We start from the raw sequence: 17,742 nt of genomic DNA on the forward strand, positions 1-17,742 counted from the left end.
CACGACGGTCCCACCCGGCGCACCGTGCCGGTGCCTCCGCCGCCCCCCGCACAGACGCATGCATTCCGCATGTAGCGCTGCTACGATGCAGTCATGTCCGTCTCGATGACCATCCGCGACGTCCCCGACGAGACGCGGGACGAGCTGGCCGCGCGCGCCGCCCGGGCCGGCCAGTCGCTGCAGGAGTACGTGCGCGGCCAGCTGACCGCCCTGGCGGCCCGACCGAGTCCAGACGCCTTCTGGGCCCGGGTCGACGAGCAGGTGCGGGCGGCGGGCACGTCGCTGCCCGCCGCGGACATCGTGGCCGCACGGGACGCGGACCGCCGGTGACGGTGGTCCTCGACGCCTCGGCGGCCGTCGCGGCACTGGTGGACGACGGCCCGGACGGCCGCTGGGCCCGCTCGGTCCTGGCCGACGAGGTGCTGACCTGCCCGGCCCACCTGCTCGTGGAGGTGTCGAGCGTCCTGCGCCGCAGCGTGCTCGGCGGCCGGCTGCCCCGGGAGGTGGCCGGGATCGCGCACCGGGCGCTGGTCGACATGCCGCTGACCACGTTCCCGTTCGAGCCGTTCGCCGCCCGGGTCTGGGCGCTGCACCCCGACGTCACCGCCTACGACGCCGGCTACGTCGCCCTCGCCGAGGCGCTGGAGGCCCCGCTGGTCACCCTGGACCGGCGGCTGACCCGGGCCGGCGGCCCCACCTGCGCCTTCCTCGTCCCCTGAGCGGCGCCGACTGCTGGGCTCAGCGAGGTTCGTCGTCCCAGTGCACCGGGGTGGTCGTGCCGTCGGCCCGGTCCTGGCGCAGCACCGCGTAGGCCACCGCGTCGACCGCGCTGCCGTCGGCGGTGGGCCAGGCCCGCCGGTGGTGCGCCTCCTTGACCCACCCGCACCGCACCAGCACCCGGCGCATCGCCACGTTGTCCACCCGGGTCATCGCCTCCACCCGGGTGCACGCGTGATGGTCGAACACCTGCCCGACCAGCCAGCCCACCGCCTCGGTGCCGAGCCCGCTCCCCCGGTGCGCCGCTCGTACCCGCAGGTCGAACTCGGCGGTGTCGTCACCGAGGTCGAACAGCCGCAGCAACCCGGCCCGGGGTGCCGCCGGCCGGCTCAGCCAGTACGTCTCCACGTCCGGTCCGGTGAACGCACCGGCGGCGATCCGGGCGCGGACGTCGGCCGCGCCGGGCCGGACGCCGGCGTGGAAGGGCCAGGGCTCGCCGGTGAGGAAGCCGACCAGGGCGTCGGCGTCCCCGGGCTGCACCAGGTCGGTCTGCACCGGTCCAGGATGACCGGTCGGTGCCCGTGGTGGACGTGCGGTGCTCCGGCGACCGCGGCGGCGTGGCCGTCACGCGGTCGCGTTGGGGATAACGGTCATGAGGTCGGCTGCGTCTGGCACGCTCTGCGCCGTGCTCACCCTCGCCCTCGTCCTCGCCGCCCTCGCCGGCGCCCTGCACGTCGTGATCTTCGTGATGGAGTCGTTCCTCTGGCGCACCCCCCGGGTGCGCGCCGCGTTCGCCGTCGCCTCCGAGCAGGACGCCGAGGCGACCGCGGAGATGGCCTACAACCAGGGCTTCTACAACCTGTTCCTGGGCATCGGCGCCCTCGTCGGCGTCGGCCTGGTGGCCGGCGGTGCGGGGTCGAGCGCGCAGGAGGCGGCCGGCTGGGCGCTGGTGGTGTCCAGCTGCGCCAGCATGCTGGCCGCGGCGCTGGTGCTGGTCACCACGCACGCGAAGTACCGGGCTGCCGCGGCGAAGCAGGGCACCTTCCCGGCGCTGGCACTGCTGTGCGCCCTCGTCGGCGCGCTGACCTGAGGCCCCCGACCCACGCCGGGGCCCCACGACGCCGAGCCCCGACCCCCGGGGCCGCCCCCGACCGGGGCCGCCCCCGCCGGAGCCGCCCCCGCCGTGGCCTGCCCCCGACCGGGCGCGCCCCGATGGCCGGCCACGGCCCCGGCGGCGCACTCCCCCGCGCCCGGCGTCAGGAGCTGACGCTGGCCGAGAGCGTCGCGGACTGCGGCGGCACGGTGAGCGCCGTCGTCGGCTTCAGCCGGACCCGGACCGTCTGGCCGGGTGCGAGCACCAGGGCGCTGGGCAGCACGCCCGGCACACCGGCGGTGGCCACGGGGGTGATGGTGCCGCTGCAGCTGCTGTTGAACACCGACTCCGTCCACGTGCCGCTGCAGGTCGACAGGGTCGCCCCGGCGTTCCCCGTGGTGGTCACCGACAGCCGGACGGTGAAGGAGCCGGCCAGTCGCGCCGTCCCGGTGTTGGTGACGTCGTGGAACGAGTCGCCGGTGAGCAGCACCGAGAGTGCACCGGCCAGCCCGCCGCCCTGCTCGAACACCACCGACCAGGTCGCGACGCCGACGGTCGGGGCCGACCGGGCGTGCGCCAGCACCGCCGCGCGGGCGTCCCCACCGGTCGTCGCGGTGAGCAGCAGCACGCACCCGAGCACGACGGCGCGCACGGCGACCGCCCGCAGGACCCTGCCGCTGCTCATCCGATGCCGCCCGGTCAGCTGCCCGTGCTGGTGCCGGCCCGCTGGGTGATCGAGAACGTGTAGGTGAGCAGGTTGGTGAGCCCCTGGATGGTGGGGCTGGGCAGCACGCCGTTCACGGTGGTCTCGGTCTGGTCGGGCAGGCTCAGCACCAGGCGCAGGTGCGCCGTGGCGCCGGCGGCCAGCGAGGGCTGCAGCGGCTGCGCGGTGGCCGTGGTGCGCATCGCCGACAGCGGCGTGGTGGCCAGCAGCAGGGTGTCCCCACCGCCCGCGCACACCCCGGTGGCCGGCGTCCAGGCGACCGGGCAGGCGGACACGGCGAGCTGCAGGCCCTTGGCCGGGTCGTTGACCAGCGTGTTGTCGCTGGCCGGGAGGACGGCGAGGGCGAGGTCGCGGCCGTCGAGCAGGCCGCTGTTCCGGACCTCGACGTAGCGGGTCACGCTGTCGGTGGGGAGCATGTTGGCCACGCCGGCGCTGAAACCGGTGCCGTTGTCGCTGAGCTCCAGCTTGAGCGTGCCGGTGCCCACGGCCTCGGCGGTGCCGGTCGCCGTGGCCATCAGCAGCGCGTAGGACGCCACCGAGGTGAGCAGGGCGGTGAGCAGCAGGCCCAGCAGCATCCCCAGCACCCGGCGCCCGCGGCGCCGCTCACCCTGCTCGGCCCGCCGGCGGCCTGCCCGACCGGCGACGACGCGCACACCGGGCCCGGTGAGGTCGCCCGGCTGCGCGTCGCCGTCGCCGGGGGGTGGGGTGGTCACCGTCCGAGCCGGACCGGTCGGGCCACCGGGCCGGTGGCGGGAGGCGGGCTTGCGATGGCGCACACCACCTCCTATCGGCGGGCCGCACGCCGACTCGCCCCGGAACCGGGAACCGGGCGCGGTCGATCCGGTCGGGTGCGACCGGTCAGTGCACGAGGACCGGGGCCGCGTCCGGGTCGACCTGCCGCGCGCGCATCGGCAGGAGCAGCGCGGCGACCACGGCGCCGGCGAAGAAGACCCCCGCCGCCCAGCCGAAGGCCGCGGTGTACCCCTGGACGGCCGCGGACAGGCCGGCCAGCGGGTCCGCCGGGTCACTGCCGACCAGCGCGTCGTCCACGGCGCTGGCGGCGACCCAGGAGAGCACCGCGGTGCCGATGGAGCCGCCGATCTGCTGACTGGTGTTGGTCATCGCCGAGGCGACCCCGGCGTCGTCGCCGTCCACGCCGGCGGTCGCCGCGCTGATCGAGGGCACGATGACGAAGGCGATGCCGACCCCGACGACGACGAGCGCCGGCAGGATGTCGGCCGCGTAGCTGCTGTCCAGGCCGAGCCGGGTCAGCAGGAGCATCCCGGCCCCGGCGACGACCATCCCGGCGGTCACCGTGAGCTTGAGCCCGATCCGCGCGAGCGCGACCGGGGCCACCTGGGCGGCGACGACGATGCCGCCGATCATCGGCAGGAAGGCGAACCCGACCTCGAGGGGCTGGTAGGCCAGCACGGTGCTCAGGTAGTAGGTCAGGAACAGGAACACGCCGAACATGCCGACGCCCATGACCGCCAGGTTCACCAGCGCACCGCCGCGCGCCCGGTCGACGACGATGCGCAGCGGCAGCAGCGGGTGCGCCACCCGGCGCTCGACGACCACGAACGCCGCCAGGAGCAGCAGGCCGACGACGATCGGGGCGATCGTGACGGCGGACGACCAGCCCTCGGTCTCCGCGCTGGCCAGCCCGAACACCACGCCGACCAGGCCGGCGACGCTCAGCACCGATCCGGGCACGTCCAGGCCCGTCGCCGCGGACGTCGTCCCGGTGTTGCGGGGGCTGATCCAGGCCAGGGCGCCGGCCACCACGACGAGCACGATCGGCACGTTGACCAGCAGGCACCAGCGCCAGGACAGGTACTCGGTGAGCGCGCCGCCGAGGATCAGGCCCAGGGCGCCGCCGGCACCGGAGATGGCGCCGAAGACGGCGAACGCCCGGCCGCGCTCGGCCGGGTCGGTGAAGGTGGTGGTCAGCAGGGACAGGGCGGCCGGTGCCAGCAGCGCGCCGAACACGCCCTGCAGGGCGCGCGCCGCGACCAGCACCTCGAAGCTCTCCGCGACACCGCCGAGTGCGGAGGCGGCGCCGAAGCCGATCAGGCCGATGACGAACGTGCGGCGGCGTCCGACGAGGTCGCCGAGCCGCCCGCCCACCAGCAGCAGGCTGCCGAAGGCCAGGGCGTAGCCGGTGACCACCCACTGCCGGCTGTCGTCGGAGAAGCCGATGTCGGCCTGCGCGGTGGGCAGGGCGATGTTGACGATGGTCGCGTCGAGCACGACCACGAGCTGCGCCAGCGAGGCCAGGGCCAGCACCAGCCAGCGGCGGCGGTGGGCCGCGTCCTGGGCGGTGTCCACCGGGGGTCCGGCGGACGGCGCGCGCTCGTCCCGGGCGGCGTCGGTCGAGGTCATGAGGGCTCCCGTGCAATGAAGTGGAGGACGACGTCCGTTTCGTCGTCGACCGTAGCATCATCCGGAGAGGAGCCTCCGGTCGTTCACCGACTCGTCACCTGTCGGCTCGCTCACAACCGGACGCGCTCCGGCGGCCGGTCCCGTCAACCGGGCGGCGTGGGGATCCAGGAGACGTGCCCGGCCAGCAGCGCGTACCCGACGAAGGCGACGACGTCGATGAGCGTGTGCGCGGCGATGAACGGCCCGACCCGGCCCCACCGCTGGTAGAGCCGGCCGAACAGCAGCCCCATCACCAGGTTCCCGGCGAAGCCCCCGAACCCCTGGTACAGGTGGTAGCTGCCGCGCAGTACGGCACTGACGGCGAGCGCGCGACCGTCCCCCCAGCCCAGCCGGCGCAGCCGGGTCAGCAGGTAGCCACCGACCAGCACCTCCTCCAGGACGGCGTTCTGTGCCGCGGACAGCACCAGCACCGGGATCCGCCACCACACCGACGGCAGGTCCTCGGCGACCACGGTGAGGTCCAGCCCCGCGGCGTGCACCGCGGCGTAGAAGGCCAGCCCGGTGCCGCCCACCACCGCGGCGAGCACCACGCCGCGGGTCAGGTCGGCGCGGCGGTGCCGCAGGTCGAAGCCGATGGCCGCCGCGCCGTCCCCGGAGCGGGTCAGCAGGTGCAGGGCCAGGGCCACCGGCACCAGGCCCGCGGTCAGTGCCACCAGCTGCAGCACCAGGTCGGTCCACGGGCGCCCCGGCGCCAGCGACCCGTTGAGCAGCGCCGCCTGGTGGCCCAGCGGCACCCCGGAGGTCAGCGCGGAGACGAGCTGGACCAGCGCCCGCACCGCCGAGGCGCCCAGCGAGAGCGCGAACACCAGCCACAGCTCGGTGACCAGCCAGCGCCGGGGCACCACCGGGGGCGCGGTCACGGTCGTCGGCTGCACGACCCGGGACGGTCGGCCCGGCGCCTGGGAACCGGGCGGGGACGCGCTGGGAGTCGCCTGGACGCCCGCCGCGTCAGGTGCCTGACCTTGACTGCTTGACCTTGACGCAGCGTCAGGGCCGGACGCTGCGCCCATGACATCAGCGATCGCGGTCGCGGGACTCCGGAAGTCCTACGGCGACCATGCAGTGCTCGACGGCGTGGACCTCGACGTGCCCCGCGGCACCGTCCTCGCCCTGCTCGGCTCCAACGGGGCCGGCAAGACGACCGTGGTGCGGATCCTGTCCACGCTGCTGCGGGCCGACGGTGGCACCGCGACCGTCAACGGCTTCGACGTGGCCGGCCAGCCCGAGCAGGTGCGCGGCTCGATCAGCCTCACCGGCCAGTTCGCCGCCGTCGACCAGGTGCTCACCGGGCGGGAGAACCTGGTCCTGATGGCCCGTCTCCGGCACCTGGACGACGCGGGCCGGGTCGCCGGCGACCTGCTCACCCGCTTCGACCTCACCGACGCCGCCGACCGCCGGGTGGCCACCTACTCCGGTGGCATGCGCCGCCGGCTGGACATCGCCATGAGCCTGGTCGGCGACCCGCCGGTCCTCTTCCTGGACGAACCGACGACCGGGCTGGACCCGCAGTCCCGGACCGCGGTGTGGGCCACGGTCCGGGAGCTGGCCGGCAGCGGCACCACCGTGCTGCTGACCACCCAGTACCTGGACGAGGCCGAGCAGCTGGCCGACCGGATCGCGATCCTGCACCGGGGCCGGATCATCGTCGAGGGCACCCTGGCCGAGCTGCGGCGGCTGCTGCCGCCGGCCACCGTCGAGCACGTGGAGAAGCAGTCCACGCTGGAAGAGGTCTTCCTGGCGGTCGTCGGCTCCGGCGGGCAGGCAGGGCGATGAGCGCCGGCCACGCCGTCCGGGACACCCGCAGGCTGGTGGGCCGGTCGCTGCGGCACGTGCTGCGCAGCCCGGACACGATCATCACCACCGCCGTCACGCCGATCGCGATGCTGCTGCTGTTCGTCTACGTCCTCGGCGGCGCGATCGACGTCGGCGGCGCCGAGTACGTCACCTACCTGCTGCCCGGGATCCTGCTGATCACGGTGGCCTCCGGGGTCGCCTACACCGCGTTCCGGCTGTTCACCGACGTCTCCACCGGCATCGTGGAGCGGTTCCGGTCGATGGCGATCGCCCGGTCGGCGCTGCTGTGGGGCCACGTGGTGACCTCGGTGGTGGCGAACCTGGTGTCGGTGGTGCTCGTCGTCCTGGTGGCGCTGCTGATGGGCTTCCGCTCCGGGGCCGGGGTGCTGGCCTGGCTCGCGGTGGCCGGCATCCTGGTGCTGTTCACCCTGGCGCTGACCTGGCTGGCCGTCGTCCCCGGGCTGACGGCGACGACGGTCGACGGGGTCAGCGGGTTCTCCTACCCGCTGGTGTTCCTGCCGTTCGTCAGCTCGGCGTTCGTGCCCACGGAGAGCATGCCGGGCCCGGTGCGCTGGTTCGCCGAGCACCAGCCGGTCACCTCCATCGTGGATGCCCTGCGCGCCCTGCTCACCGAGCAGCCGGTGGGCAGCGCCGGCTGGACGGCCGTCGCGTGGTGCCTGGGGCTGCTGGTCGTGGCCTACGTCTGGGCCGTGCGGACCTACCGCCGCACGGTCTCCTGACCGCACCATGACCACGCGGCCGGTCACGCTCCGGGACGACGAGGCGGGAGGGGGCGACCGGTGCTGACGATCGGCCAGCTCGCGGCCTACGCCGGGGTGACGATCCGCGCGGTGCGGCACTACCACGCCACCGGGCTGCTGCCCGAGCCCGGGCGCGACCACTCCGGCTACCGGCGCTACGGCGCCGCGGCCGTGGTGGACCTGATCCGGATCCGCACCCTGGCCGAGGCGGGGGCACCGCTGGCCCGGGTGCGCGAGCTGCTGGCGGCCGAGGGGGACGAGTTCGCGGCCGCGGTGGCCGACATCGACCGGCGGCTGCAGGCGGAGATCCGGGAACGGCAGCGGCACCGGGAGCGGATCGCCCAGCTCGCCGCCGGCGACAGCCTGGCGCTGCCGCCGGAAGCGGTCGCCTACGTCGACCGGATGCGTGAGCTGGGGTTCCCGGAACGGCTGATCGAGATCGAGCGGGACAGCTGGATCCTCATCTCGGCCCAGATGCCGGACGAGGTGCCTGCGTTCATGGCGATCAAGCACGCGCAGCTGGAGCACGAGCCGCTGCGCAAGCTGTACCTGGACTGCGCCGGCCTCGCCGACTGCACGCCCGACGACCCGCGCCTGCCGCAGCTCGCCGACCGGATGGTCGCCTTCCTGGAGGCGGCCGGGGCCACGGCCACCGACGTGCTGGACGCCGCGGCGGTCGAGGAGGCGGACGCGCACCCGATCAGCGCCGAGCTCGTGGCGCTGCTGGACGCGGCGTTCGTGGAGGCCTTCCCCTGCGCGCCGCGGCTGTTCCAGCTGCTCGCCGAACGTGGCTTCACCGGCTGGACCGACATCCGGCGCACGGACCCCGCCGGCCGGTGACCAGCGGCGCGCCGCCGCCGCGGTACCGCAGCGTCACGATCGCGCATCGACGCTGGTCCCGGTCGGCGTCCCGGCCCTACGGTCACGCGCCATGAAGCCCGCGCTGGCGACAGCGACCGCCCTGCTGGCCGTGACGCTGCTCGCCGGCTGCACGGAGGGCAGCGGCAGCTCGGACGCGAGCTCCGCCGGCGGCGCCGCCGAGGTCGCGCCCGGCGACCCGGGCGCCGCGCCGGGGGCGCCGGGTGCGGTGGACCCGGAACGGCAGGTGGTCACCACCGCCTCGGCCTCGCTGTCGGTCGACGACCCCTCCGACGCCGCCCAGCAGGTCAGCGAGCTGGTGGAGACCGCCGGCGGCCGGGTCGACGAGCGCACCGAGCAGGCCGCCTCGGACGACGACGGCGGCGAGGCCGACCTGCTGGTCCGCGTACCCGCGGACGCGCTGACCGGTGTGCTGGCCGACCTGGAGGACGTCGGTGAGGTCGACACCGTGTCGGTGTCCCGCTCCGACGTGACCGCCAGTGCCGTGGACCTGGACGCGCGGATCTCCGCGCTGCGCACGTCGGTGGACCGGTTGCAGGGCCTGCTGGCGGGCGCGGCCACCACCGAGGCCCTGCTGTCGGCCGAGCGGTCGCTGTCCGAGCGGCAGGAGCAGCTGGAGTCGCTGCTGGCCCAGCGGTCCCAACTGGCCGACCAGGTGGAGCTGTCCACGCTCAGCGTGCACCTGGAGCCGGTCGGCGTCACCCCGCCCGGCGGCCCGGACGGCTTCCTCGACGCGCTGGGCACCGGCTGGCGCAGCCTGGTCACGGCGCTGGGTGCGCTCGTCGTCGTCCTCGGTGTGGTGCTGCCGTGGGCGCTGGTCGCCGGGGCGATGGCCGCGGTCGTGCTCGTCCCGCTGCGCCGCTACCGGCGCCGCGCCTCCGTGGCAGGTGCCGCGCCGACGTCCTGAGCCGGCCACTCGAGGCCGCTCGGTGCTGCTGCGGGCGGTTCCTCCGCGGTGCCGGAGCCCGCGGCACGGAGGACCCCTGGCCCTCGGCGCCTGCCGGCGACGGCGGCAGACACCAGCACCCCCGCCCACAGCAGGAACGTGAACAGGACGGTTGCGCTCATGACGTCGTCGTCGTCCGTCGTGAGGAACTCCCGCAACACGACCACGGCCGCCGCGACGCACAGCCCCGCCGCCACCAGGCAGGCACGCGGGCTCAGTTCCCGACGCCCACGTTCCCGCAGGCCAACGGTCACCCGACGCCACACGGTCGACGGGCCCCGCTCCCCTGCCGGCTGCCGGGCGTCCCCGACCGGTCGACCGGCCCCGGACGGGGACGGGTCCTCAGGAACGGACATCGAGGGCCCCTCCTCACGGACGCCCCGGACGCGGCGCCCCGGCTCCACACGCTCGACCAGCTCGGACGTCGTCACATCGTAGGAGCGCCACAGCAGTACCGGCGACCTCCACCTCGGCGCCTTCGAGCTCGGCGTCGAGGACCCACTCCCCGACCGACACTCGGGTCGACCTGGGCTCCGCGCACGGTGTGACCACGGCCGCGGGGTCTCCGCGTGGGCTCGAGCCGGGTCGTCGTCACGCTGCCCCGGTCCGGCCGGGGGCTGGGTCGATCGCACGGCACTGCGCCCCAAGGTCCCGCGGTACGTCCTCGATCCGGATCCGAGTGTCCCTGCCGATGGACGCACCGGGTCCAGCAGCGGCTCCCATCACCTCCGCGCGGACGGCGATGGCGCGCAACCCTGCACTCTGCTCGACTCCCGGGAAGGCACCCTCACCATGCCCAGCACGTCCAGCACACCCGCCTCGAGCCCCGGCCGCCTGAGCGCCCTCTGGGGTGACCGCGGGGTCACCACCAAGATCATCGGCGCGGTCGGCGTGGCTGCCCTGGTCGCGGTGGGCGTCGGGACCTCCGGCCTGTCCTCGGCCGGCACCGCCCAGGACGCCGCCACCGAGCTCTACGAGTCCAACCTGTCGCGGTCGGAGCTGGTCGCCGACATCGACGGCAACCTGACCCGGGTGGACATCAACATCCTGCGGATGCTCGCCATCGGCGACCCGCAGTCCATCGCCGGCTGGAAGGCCGAGAACGAGGACCGCTTCGCCACGGTCGACGAGCTGCTCGACGAGCTGTCCGCGGCCACCGCCGGCACCGACGAGCAGGAGGCCGTCGACGGGCTGGTGGTCTCCTACGACGCCATGCGGGCCGGGATGCAGGCCCAGGTCGCCGAGATCGAGGCCGGGGACATGGCCGGCGCGGCCGCCGTGAACGCCACCCAGGTCAAGGACAACGCCGACGCCGTGTTCACCGAGCTGAGCACCCTGGCCGAGGACAACGCCGCTGACGGCGCCGAGCAGATCGCGGCCACCCAGGCCGGCGGGGACTCCGCCCGGACGACCATCCTGCTCGAGCTGGTGCTGGGCGTGGCGCTCGCCGTCACGATCGGCTGGCTGGTGGCCCGCGGGATCGCCCGCGGCCTGCGCCGGGTGCAGGACGTCACCGAGGCGCTGGCCGCCGGGGACCTGACCCGCACCGTGGGCCTGACGACCGACGACGAGCTGGGACGGACCGGCCGGGCCCTGGACGCCGCGACGACGTCGCTGCGCACCGTGATGAGCTCGGTGGTGGCCTCCGCGGAGGCGGTCGCCGCCTCCAGCGAGCAGCTGTCGGCGTCCTCGGCCCGGATCTCGGCCTCGGCCGGGGAGACCGCCGCCCAGTCCGGGGTGGTCTCCGCCGCCGCGGAGGAGGTCTCCCGCAACGTGGGCACCGTCTCCGCCGGGGCCGAGGAGATGGGTGCCTCCATCCGGGAGATCTCCCAGAACGCCAACGAGGCCGCCCGGGTCGCGGCGACCGCGGTGTCCGAGGCGGCCACCACCAACGCCACGGTCCTCAAGCTCGGAGCTCTCCCGGATGGCGTCGCAGCTGCGCAGCAGCGTCGCCCGCTTCACCTACTGATGACCCGGGGTCGCTCCCGCGCCTGGCCGGCCCCTCCCCCGCGGCGGGCCGGCCAGGACCCGGGCCGGGCGGACCACCGCGGTGTCGCGCGGCGCGCCGGCCGGCCCGACCGGCCGGCGGCGGGTCCCGCCGCCGCCCGCCTCCGGCGACCTAACCTGGCGAGGGGTCGCCGCGAGGCGACCGCGGCGACGTCCAACAAGCCGGCGACGCCCGCGCTCCACGGGGGAACGATCATGCTGCGCACGTGGCCGGCTCGACCGGTACCGATCCTCGCCGGGCAGGAGATCGCCTGGGCGCTGACCGGCCCGGCATCACTCGCCCGGCACCGCACCGCCCTGCGCCGGCACCTCGTCGAGCTCGGCGACCGGGTGGACGAGCTCGCGGGCGAGCAGCTCGTGATGGCCGTCGACGAGCTGGCCACCAACGCCCTGCTGCACGGCACGGCGCCGGCCCACGCGCGCGCGGTGGTGGGTGCGGATTGCTGGCTCGTCGTCGTCACCGACGCCGCCCGGGAGCTGCCACCCCGCCCGGCCGTGGGCCGGGACCCCGCCCAGGGCGGCATGGGCCTGCACCTCGTGGCGTCCTTCGCGATGCAGCACGGCTGGAGCAGCGGCGCGACCGGCAAGGACGTGTGGGCCCTGCTGCCCCACCGCGAGCAGCTGCCCCTGGTCCCTCGGCGCTGACCCGCCGCACGCCGTCACCCATCCCCCTCCTCCCGGCTGGGTGGGGCCGGGGTCGGGGTCGGCACTCGATGCCCCGACCACGGTCGCAGGACGGCGTGCACGAGAAGCCCGTGCCGCCGGGCGCCGGCTGGTACGACTGACCGCGACGGGTGCCGACCGGAGAAGGCGTCGTGCTGCAGTGGGTGACCGACGGGGGCCTGGAGACCGACCTGCTGTTCCACCGCGGGCTCGACCTGCCGGAGTTCGCGGCCTTCCCGCTCGTCGAGCAGCCGGCCGCCGTCGGCGTGCTGACGGGCTACTACGGCGACTACGCGGCCGTCGCCGCGGCAACAGGTGCGGGCCTGGTGCTGGAGACGCCGACCTGGCGCGCGAACCCCGACTGGGGGGCCCGGCTGGAGTTCGACGCCGCCGCGCTGGACCGCGTCAACCGGGCCGCCGTCGACCTGGTCCGGCAGGTCGACGTCGGCGGTGTCCCGGTGCGGGTGTCCGGGATCGTGGGCCCCCGGGGCGACGGCTACGTGGCGGCCGGTCACCGCGCCGACGAGGCGGCCGCGTACCACGCGCCGCAGGTGCGCAGCCTGGGCGCCGCCGGTGTCGACGTCGTGCACGCCATGACCCTCAGCGAGGTCGCGGAGGCGGTCGGGGTGGTCCGCGCCGCGCGCGACGCCGGGGTGCCCGTCGGCGTCTCCTTCACCGTCGAGCCCGACGGCCGCCTGCCGGACGGCACACCACTGCGCGCCGCGGTCGAGCAGACCGACGCCCAGGCGGCCCCCGACTGGTTCGGGGTCAACTGCGCGCACCCGCTGCACGTGCTCCCGGCGCTGGACGGCGGACCGTGGCAGGCCAGGCTCACCTGCTTCCGGCCCAACGCCTCCACGCTCACCCACGCCGAGCTGGACGTCATGGAGGAGCTCGACGAGGGCGACCTCGGCCTGCTCACCCGCGAGACCTCCCGGCTGCTCGCGCTGGTGCCGTCGCTCACCACCCTCGGCGGTTGCTGCGGCACCGACGCCCGGCACGTCCGGGCCCTGTGGAGCCCGGTCGACAGCGACGGCACGGCCTGAGCCGTCCGGCGCCACCCGGCCGGACGGCGGTCCGCTCGCGGGTCAGGCGCCGGCGGCGACCGACCGGATGTGCCGCACCGACTCCTCCGACGGCACGGTCGGGACGAACTCCAACCCGATCGGCCCGTCGTAGCCGGAGGCACGGACCACGGCCAGCTGCGCAGCCCAGTCCAGCCCACCGCTGCCCGGCTCCCCGCGCCCGGGGACGTCGGCGACCTGCACGTAGTGCACCAGGCCGGCCGCCGCGGCCAGCTCGGTCGCGGGGTCCTCCCCCATCGTGACCGAGTGGTACAGGTCGTACAGGATGCCGAGCCGCTCCGAGCCGACGGCGCGGACGACGTGCACGGCGTCCTCGGTGCGGTCGGTGAGCACCCCGGGGTGGTCGACGCGGGAGTTGACCGGCTCCAGGACGAAGCCCACCCCGGAGTCGGCGGTTCGGTCGACCGCCTCGGCGAAGAGGTCCACGAGCACCTGCAGGTTGCGCTGCCGGTCCATCCCCGGGAAGCCCGTGCCGGAGGCGAGCACCACCCGCGGGCAGCCGAGCTGCCGCGCATGGGCCACCGCGGTGTCCAGTCCGGCGGAGAACGGGGCCAGGTCCGTCCCGGGCACGGTGTAGCTCATCCGCGGGCCGGCCACCATCGAGGTCAGCTGCACGCCGGTGTCCGCCAGCGCCTTGCCGAGGGAGTCGAGGTCCTTGTCGGTGGAGGACCACATCTCCACCGCGTCGAAGCCGGCCGCGGCGGCGGCCCGGACCCGGTCCCCGGCGTCCGGCCCCGCCTCGGTGAACAGCAGCTCGATGTTCGCCGCCAGTTGGTACACCTCATCCCTCCTGGGCGAGCGCGTCGGTGATCGACCGGCGGATCAGGTCGTGCTGCGCCCGGACCAGCGCGACCGGGTCGGCCTCGTCCAGGTCGGCGAAGGCGTGCCCCTCCCACTCGCTGGAGAAGAAGCCCCGGTAGCCGCCGCGGACGAACTCCCGGACGATCGCCGGGTAGTCGATCGCCGGCTCGTCGCCGTGCTCGTCGATGTCGTAGAACTTGGCGTGCACGTGCTTGATCTGCGGCATGATGTCCGACCACTCGGCCGGGTCGACGTGGCCGTGCATGTTGAACGCCAGCCGGGCGAACGAGCCGAGGCTCTCCGGGGCGATGCCGCGGGTGTGCAGGTACTGCACGAACGCGCCGTGCCGGGCGTTGATGTCCGCGTCGGTCGCCCAGATCTCCTGCAGCTTCTCCAGGTCCTGCGCCTCCAGGCCCATCCTCGCCAGCTTGCGCAGGATCGTCGGCGACATGGCGTGCATGGTGGAGCTGAAGTCGGCCACGAAGCCCAGCCGCGGGGAGTCGATCTCGGCGTAGGTCTCCCGGATCTCCATCACCTTGGGCGAGTTGGGCCCGAGCGGGGCGTGCAGCTCCCAGCCCATGGTGAGGTCGAGCTCCTCGGCGACCGGGAGCAGCCGGCGGATCAGCTCGGGCGCAGCGCTCTGGATGCGCACCAGCGGGAAGCCCAGCGCGTGCGCGCTGCGGAACTGGGTGACGGTGAACTCGTACTCCTCCTCCGGCGTCATGTCCCGGTCCCGGCGGCGACCCATGTCCAGGTTGCAGCCGAAGGAGCTGGGCACGAAGCCGTGCCGGTCGAAGGCGTCCCGCCAGGCGCGGACGAACTCCGGCGTCACGTCCGGGTAGGTGCGGATCGTCTGCGAGGCGACGATCTCGATGCCCGGGCCGATCCCGGCGGCGTCGACGACGTCGAGCAGGCCGGCCAGGTCGTAGCGGCCGGCAGCCCACTCGCTGGTCAGCGAGTAGAGGGTGAGGCCGAGCGCGATGTCGCTGCCCGGGACGGCCGGCGGGACCTCGCGGGTGGGTGCGGTGGCAGTCATCGGTCGGCTCCTCAGCGGGCGGCCAGCGCGCGGCGGCTGGTCGCGTGGTTGGTGACGTAGGTCATCGGGGCGATCTGCATGTACGGCAGCCTCAGGTCGACCGTCGCCTCGACGTCGAGCTGCTCGCCGGCCGCCGGGGGCTCGTCCATCGGGACGACGACGACCAGCCGGTCCTGGATGAACCAGAGGACGTCCCACTGCTCGGGGAGCTCGTCGACGGTGAAGACGCGGTCGCCGAGCTCGACGCGCAGGTCGGCGGTCGGGATCTCGCGGCCGGCGACCCGGACGGCGACCGAGCTGACACTGGACAGCCAGAGGCTGCGGTACCAGGGCACGGTGAGCGCGATGCCGAGGCCGTCTGGTCGACGGATGAGGCTGTCGTCGGTGAGGACGGTGTCGCCGGTGGCCATGAGTGGTTCCTCTCGGTGGGTGGTCAGGACCTGGGTACGGACGGCTCGTGCTGCGGCAGCCGGCTCTCGGGGGTCACTCGCGGCTCGTGGCGAACGCGGCGTCGAACGCGGCGGCCGGTGGGTCGAACAGCTTCGACCGGACGAACTGCAGCGCGTCCGGCGCGCCGACCAGCCGGTCCATCCCGGCGTCCTCCCACTCGATCGAGACGGGGCCGGCGTAGCCGATCGAGTTCAGCGCCCGGAAGCACTGCTCCCAGGGCACGTCGCCGTGGCCGGTGGAGACGAAGTCCCAGCCGCGGCGCTGGTCGGCCCAGGCCAGGTGCGAGCCCAGCCGGCCGTTGCGGCCCCCGCCGACGGCGAGCTTCACGTCCTTGCAGTCGACGTGGTAGATCCGGTCGGCGAAGTCGAGGATGAACGCCACCGGGTCCAGGTCCTGCCACATCATGTGGGAGGGGTCCCAGTTCAGCCCGAACGCCTCCCGGTGGCCGATGGCCTCCAGGGTGCGCCGGGTGGTCCAGTAGTCGTAGGCGATCTCGCTGGGGTGCACCTCGTGCGCGAACCGCACGCCGACCTCGTCGAACACGTCGAGGATCGGGTTCCACCGGTCGGCGAAGTCCTGGTAGCCGGCGTCGATCACGTCCTGGCCGACCGGCGGGAACATCGCCACGTACTTCCAGATCGCCGAGCCGGTGAACCCGACGACGGTGTCCACGCCGAGCCGGGCCGCGGTGCGGGCGGTGTTCTTCAGCTCCTCGGCGGCCCGCTGCCGCACGCCCTCGGGGTCGCCGTCGCCCCACACCGAGTCCGGCAGCATGGCGCGGTGCCGGGCGTCGATCGGGTCGTCGCAGACCGCCTGGCCCTTGAGGTGGTTGGAGATGGCGAACACCCGCAGACCGTGCCGGTCCAGCACCGCCTTCTTCTCCGCGAGGTAGGCGTCGTCGATCGCGCCGCGGTCGGGGTCGACGTGGTCGCCCCAGCAGGCGATCTCCAGACCGTCGTAGCCCCAGCCCGAGGCCAGCCGGCAGACCTCCTCGAACGGCAGGTCGGCCCACTGCCCGGTGAACAGGGTGACCGGGCGGCTCACGACCGTGCTCCGCGCTGCAGCGAGCGGACCAGCGCGTGCTGCCGCCGGACCTGGTCGCGCCCGCGGTACGGCTCGCGGCGGCCCTCGTACTCACTGGACAGCCAGCCGCTCCAGCCGGCCGCCTCCAGCGTCGGGACGATGTCGCCCCAGGGCACGTGCAGGTCGTTGAGGTCGTCGTCGATCTCGAAGAACTTCGCCTGGATGAAGTGCGTGTGCGGCAGCACCTCGACCAGGTCGGCCATCGGCACCCGCAACGGCCGCAGCGGCGGCGGGACGTCGTCCTCGTCGTCGGTGCCGAGGTCCTCGGCGTTCTCCCGGACGACGGCGGTCTGGAAGATGCCGGTGTCGATGAGCAGCTTGACGTGCCCGGTGCCGGTCTTCTCGATGAAGTCCAGGTACCCCTGGGTGACCGGGTGCCGGATCGGCGTCGGGGCGTGGATCTCTGGGCAGATCACCACGTCCAGCTCGGCGGCGAGGTCCAGCGACCGCTCCAGGGTCTCCTGCCAGATGGGGTGCGGGTCGAGGTCCCAGGAGACGACACCGAACTTGGGCCGCACCGAGGTGAAGCCCAGCCGGTGCGCCAGCCGCAGGTCCAGCTGGAGCTGCTCGGCACCCTCCTCGGCGGTGAGGTCCCGTCCGGGGTACCGGGTGGTGTCCACCCAGCAGCCGAAGTTGGTCGGGGTGACGCCGTACCGCTGCACCAGGTCGTGCCAGCCGTCGATCCAGGCCGGGTCCGGCTCCGGGTAGCCGGGCAGGTTGCCCTCGCCCAGGATCTCGATGCCGGTCGCGCCCATGTCTGCGATGTCGGCGAACACGTCCTCCAGCGTCATGGAGGTGTTCACGTCACCGGTGTAGCTGTAGGTGGAGACGCCGTGCCGGATGCCGCCGGCGGGCGCCGGGGGCACGATCACGCCCGACCCGGTGGCGGTGAACTGCGACCGGGCGACCATCGGCGGGAAGTACGAGCGGCGCAGGAAGACCGTGACCTCCAGCCGGTGCACGCCCACCGCCAGGCCACCGGGGAACGGCACGGTGATCGTGGCCGGCTCGTCGAGCTGCCACCGCACGTCGGTGGAGGCGCGCAGCTCCTCCAGGCCCATCGTCCTGCCCTGCAGGGTCCACAGCGGCACGTGGTCGGGCACGCGCTCGCCGTCGACCACGACCTCGATGCCGTCGATCAGGCTGGCCGGGCCGCCGCGGTAGTTGGGGTTGCGCAGCTGGAACTGGAAGCCGGTGACCCGGCCGCCGTCCTCGACGTTGCGGAAGCCACGGCCCTGGATGATCGGGAAGTCGAGCACGG

19 protein-coding genes are annotated in these 17,742 nt (G+C 74.4%); 9 read left to right on the forward strand and 10 right to left on the reverse strand.

All coding sequences use genetic code 11. The annotated features are described in order from the left end of the window. Window positions 1-93 precede the first annotated feature (93 nt). Window positions 94-330, forward strand: coding sequence for a FitA-like ribbon-helix-helix domain-containing protein (locus tag G1H19_RS12295; protein WP_152731145.1), 237 nt, complete (start codon window positions 94-96; stop codon window positions 328-330). Continuing rightward, window positions 327-719, forward strand: coding sequence for a type II toxin-antitoxin system VapC family toxin (locus tag G1H19_RS12300; RefSeq protein WP_162392121.1), 393 nt, complete (start codon window positions 327-329; stop codon window positions 717-719). Before G1H19_RS12295 ends, G1H19_RS12300 begins: the two co-directional genes overlap by 4 nt. Before the next feature lie 19 nt (window positions 720-738). Here the strand turns inward: G1H19_RS12300 and G1H19_RS23230 are convergent, their stop codons facing one another. Further along, on the reverse strand, window positions 739-1,272 hold the full coding sequence (locus G1H19_RS23230; protein WP_162392120.1) for a GNAT family N-acetyltransferase: 534 nt from the start codon (window positions 1,270-1,272) through the stop codon (window positions 739-741). Window positions 1,273-1,402: 130 nt separating this feature from the next. Between G1H19_RS23230 and G1H19_RS12310 the strand changes: the two genes are divergently transcribed. Continuing rightward, window positions 1,403-1,807, forward strand: a complete 405-nt coding sequence (locus tag G1H19_RS12310; RefSeq protein WP_162392119.1) for a DUF1304 domain-containing protein — start codon at window positions 1,403-1,405, stop codon at window positions 1,805-1,807. Window positions 1,808-1,973: 166 nt separating this feature from the next. Here G1H19_RS12310 and G1H19_RS12315 read toward each other — a convergent pair whose 3' ends face one another. The 4 genes from G1H19_RS12315 to G1H19_RS12330 form a co-directional block, all read right to left on the reverse strand. Further along, the gene (locus G1H19_RS12315) at window positions 1,974-2,495 is read right to left on the reverse strand and encodes a hypothetical protein (protein ID WP_152731147.1); all 522 of its coding nucleotides are present in this window, start codon (window positions 2,493-2,495) and stop codon (window positions 1,974-1,976) included. A gap of 14 nt (window positions 2,496-2,509) precedes the next feature. Then, window positions 2,510-3,247 carry a hypothetical protein gene (locus G1H19_RS12320; RefSeq protein WP_162392118.1) on the reverse strand — a complete coding sequence of 246 codons (738 nt, stop codon included), beginning with the start codon at window positions 3,245-3,247 and terminating at the stop codon, window positions 2,510-2,512. Window positions 3,248-3,392: 145 nt separating this feature from the next. Continuing rightward, window positions 3,393-4,916, reverse strand: a complete 1,524-nt coding sequence (locus G1H19_RS12325) for an MFS transporter (RefSeq protein ID WP_152731148.1) — start codon at window positions 4,914-4,916, stop codon at window positions 3,393-3,395. Window positions 4,917-5,059: 143 nt separating this feature from the next. Continuing rightward, window positions 5,060-5,851, reverse strand: coding sequence for a CPBP family intramembrane glutamic endopeptidase (locus G1H19_RS12330; protein WP_202925704.1), 792 nt, complete (start codon window positions 5,849-5,851; stop codon window positions 5,060-5,062). 133 nt (window positions 5,852-5,984) lie between these two features. On the opposite strand from G1H19_RS12330, the gene G1H19_RS12335 reads away from it, so the two are divergent. The 6 genes from G1H19_RS12335 to G1H19_RS12360 all read left to right on the forward strand — a co-directional run bounded on the left by G1H19_RS12335 (window position 5,985) and on the right by G1H19_RS12360 (window position 13,072). After that, window positions 5,985-6,749, forward strand: coding sequence for an ABC transporter ATP-binding protein (locus G1H19_RS12335; protein WP_152731150.1), 765 nt, complete (start codon window positions 5,985-5,987; stop codon window positions 6,747-6,749). Then, window positions 6,746-7,510 (forward strand): ABC transporter permease, encoded by a 765-nt coding sequence (locus G1H19_RS12340; RefSeq protein WP_152731151.1) that lies wholly within the window; start codon window positions 6,746-6,748, stop codon window positions 7,508-7,510. Before G1H19_RS12335 ends, G1H19_RS12340 begins: the two co-directional genes overlap by 4 nt. A 60-nt stretch (window positions 7,511-7,570) precedes the next feature. Next, complete coding sequence (locus G1H19_RS12345) at window positions 7,571-8,371, forward strand: MerR family transcriptional regulator (protein WP_162392117.1); 801 nt, start codon at window positions 7,571-7,573, stop codon at window positions 8,369-8,371. 91 nt (window positions 8,372-8,462) lie between these two features. Next, window positions 8,463-9,317 (forward strand): DUF4349 domain-containing protein, encoded by an 855-nt coding sequence (locus tag G1H19_RS12350; RefSeq protein ID WP_152731152.1) that lies wholly within the window; start codon window positions 8,463-8,465, stop codon window positions 9,315-9,317. An 831-nt stretch (window positions 9,318-10,148) separates the two neighbouring features. Beyond that, window positions 10,149-12,008, forward strand: coding sequence for an MCP four helix bundle domain-containing protein (locus G1H19_RS12355; protein ID WP_152731153.1), 1,860 nt, complete (start codon window positions 10,149-10,151; stop codon window positions 12,006-12,008). 170 nt (window positions 12,009-12,178) lie between these two features. Further along, on the forward strand, window positions 12,179-13,072 hold the full coding sequence (locus tag G1H19_RS12360; protein WP_162392116.1) for a homocysteine S-methyltransferase family protein: 894 nt from the start codon (window positions 12,179-12,181) through the stop codon (window positions 13,070-13,072). Between the two features lie 42 nt (window positions 13,073-13,114). Here G1H19_RS12360 and G1H19_RS12365 read toward each other — a convergent pair whose 3' ends face one another. From G1H19_RS12365 to G1H19_RS24530, 5 genes are all read right to left on the reverse strand, one after another. Further along, window positions 13,115-13,891: a TIM barrel protein gene (locus G1H19_RS12365; protein ID WP_162392115.1), complete on the reverse strand. Its 777-nt coding sequence runs from the start codon at window positions 13,889-13,891 to the stop codon at window positions 13,115-13,117. Window position 13,892: 1 nt separating this feature from the next. After that, window positions 13,893-14,948 carry a sugar phosphate isomerase/epimerase family protein gene (locus tag G1H19_RS12370; RefSeq protein ID WP_202925703.1) on the reverse strand — a complete coding sequence of 352 codons (1,056 nt, stop codon included), beginning with the start codon at window positions 14,946-14,948 and terminating at the stop codon, window positions 13,893-13,895. Window positions 14,949-14,959: 11 nt separating this feature from the next. Continuing rightward, complete coding sequence (locus tag G1H19_RS22620; protein WP_202925702.1) at window positions 14,960-15,358, reverse strand: C-glycoside deglycosidase beta subunit domain-containing protein; 399 nt, start codon at window positions 15,356-15,358, stop codon at window positions 14,960-14,962. Window positions 15,359-15,431: 73 nt separating this feature from the next. Beyond that, window positions 15,432-16,442 (reverse strand): sugar phosphate isomerase/epimerase family protein, encoded by a 1,011-nt coding sequence (locus G1H19_RS12375; RefSeq protein ID WP_162392114.1) that lies wholly within the window; start codon window positions 16,440-16,442, stop codon window positions 15,432-15,434. Further along, window positions 16,439-17,740, reverse strand: coding sequence for a C-glycoside deglycosidase beta subunit domain-containing protein (locus G1H19_RS24530; RefSeq protein WP_204282674.1), 1,302 nt, complete (start codon window positions 17,738-17,740; stop codon window positions 16,439-16,441). Before G1H19_RS24530 ends, G1H19_RS12375 begins: the two co-directional genes overlap by 4 nt. Window positions 17,741-17,742: the final 2 nt, after the last annotated feature.

It is taken from the genome of Goekera deserti, assembly GCF_010685995.1.
GTDB lineage: Bacteria > Actinomycetota > Actinomycetes > Mycobacteriales > Geodermatophilaceae > Goekera > Goekera deserti.

Excerpts from the sequence above, each read along its gene's own strand:
- G1H19_RS12295 (WP_152731145.1), top strand. The coding sequence starts at position 94 with ATGTCCGTCTCGATGACCATCCGCGACGTCCCCGACGAGACGCGGGAC.
- G1H19_RS12315 (WP_152731147.1), bottom strand. The coding sequence starts at position 2,495 with ATGAGCAGCGGCAGGGTCCTGCGGGCGGTCGCCGTGCGCGCCGTCGTG.
- G1H19_RS12325 (WP_152731148.1), bottom strand. The coding sequence starts at position 4,916 with ATGACCTCGACCGACGCCGCCCGGGACGAGCGCGCGCCGTCCGCCGGA.
- G1H19_RS12335 (WP_152731150.1), top strand. The coding sequence starts at position 5,985 with ATGACATCAGCGATCGCGGTCGCGGGACTCCGGAAGTCCTACGGCGAC.
- G1H19_RS12340 (WP_152731151.1), top strand. The coding sequence starts at position 6,746 with ATGAGCGCCGGCCACGCCGTCCGGGACACCCGCAGGCTGGTGGGCCGG.
- G1H19_RS12350 (WP_152731152.1), top strand. The coding sequence starts at position 8,463 with ATGAAGCCCGCGCTGGCGACAGCGACCGCCCTGCTGGCCGTGACGCTG.
- G1H19_RS12355 (WP_152731153.1), top strand. The coding sequence starts at position 10,149 with ATGCCCAGCACGTCCAGCACACCCGCCTCGAGCCCCGGCCGCCTGAGC.
- G1H19_RS12370 (WP_202925703.1), bottom strand. The coding sequence starts at position 14,948 with ATGACTGCCACCGCACCCACCCGCGAGGTCCCGCCGGCCGTCCCGGGC.
- G1H19_RS22620 (WP_202925702.1), bottom strand. The coding sequence starts at position 15,358 with ATGGCCACCGGCGACACCGTCCTCACCGACGACAGCCTCATCCGTCGA.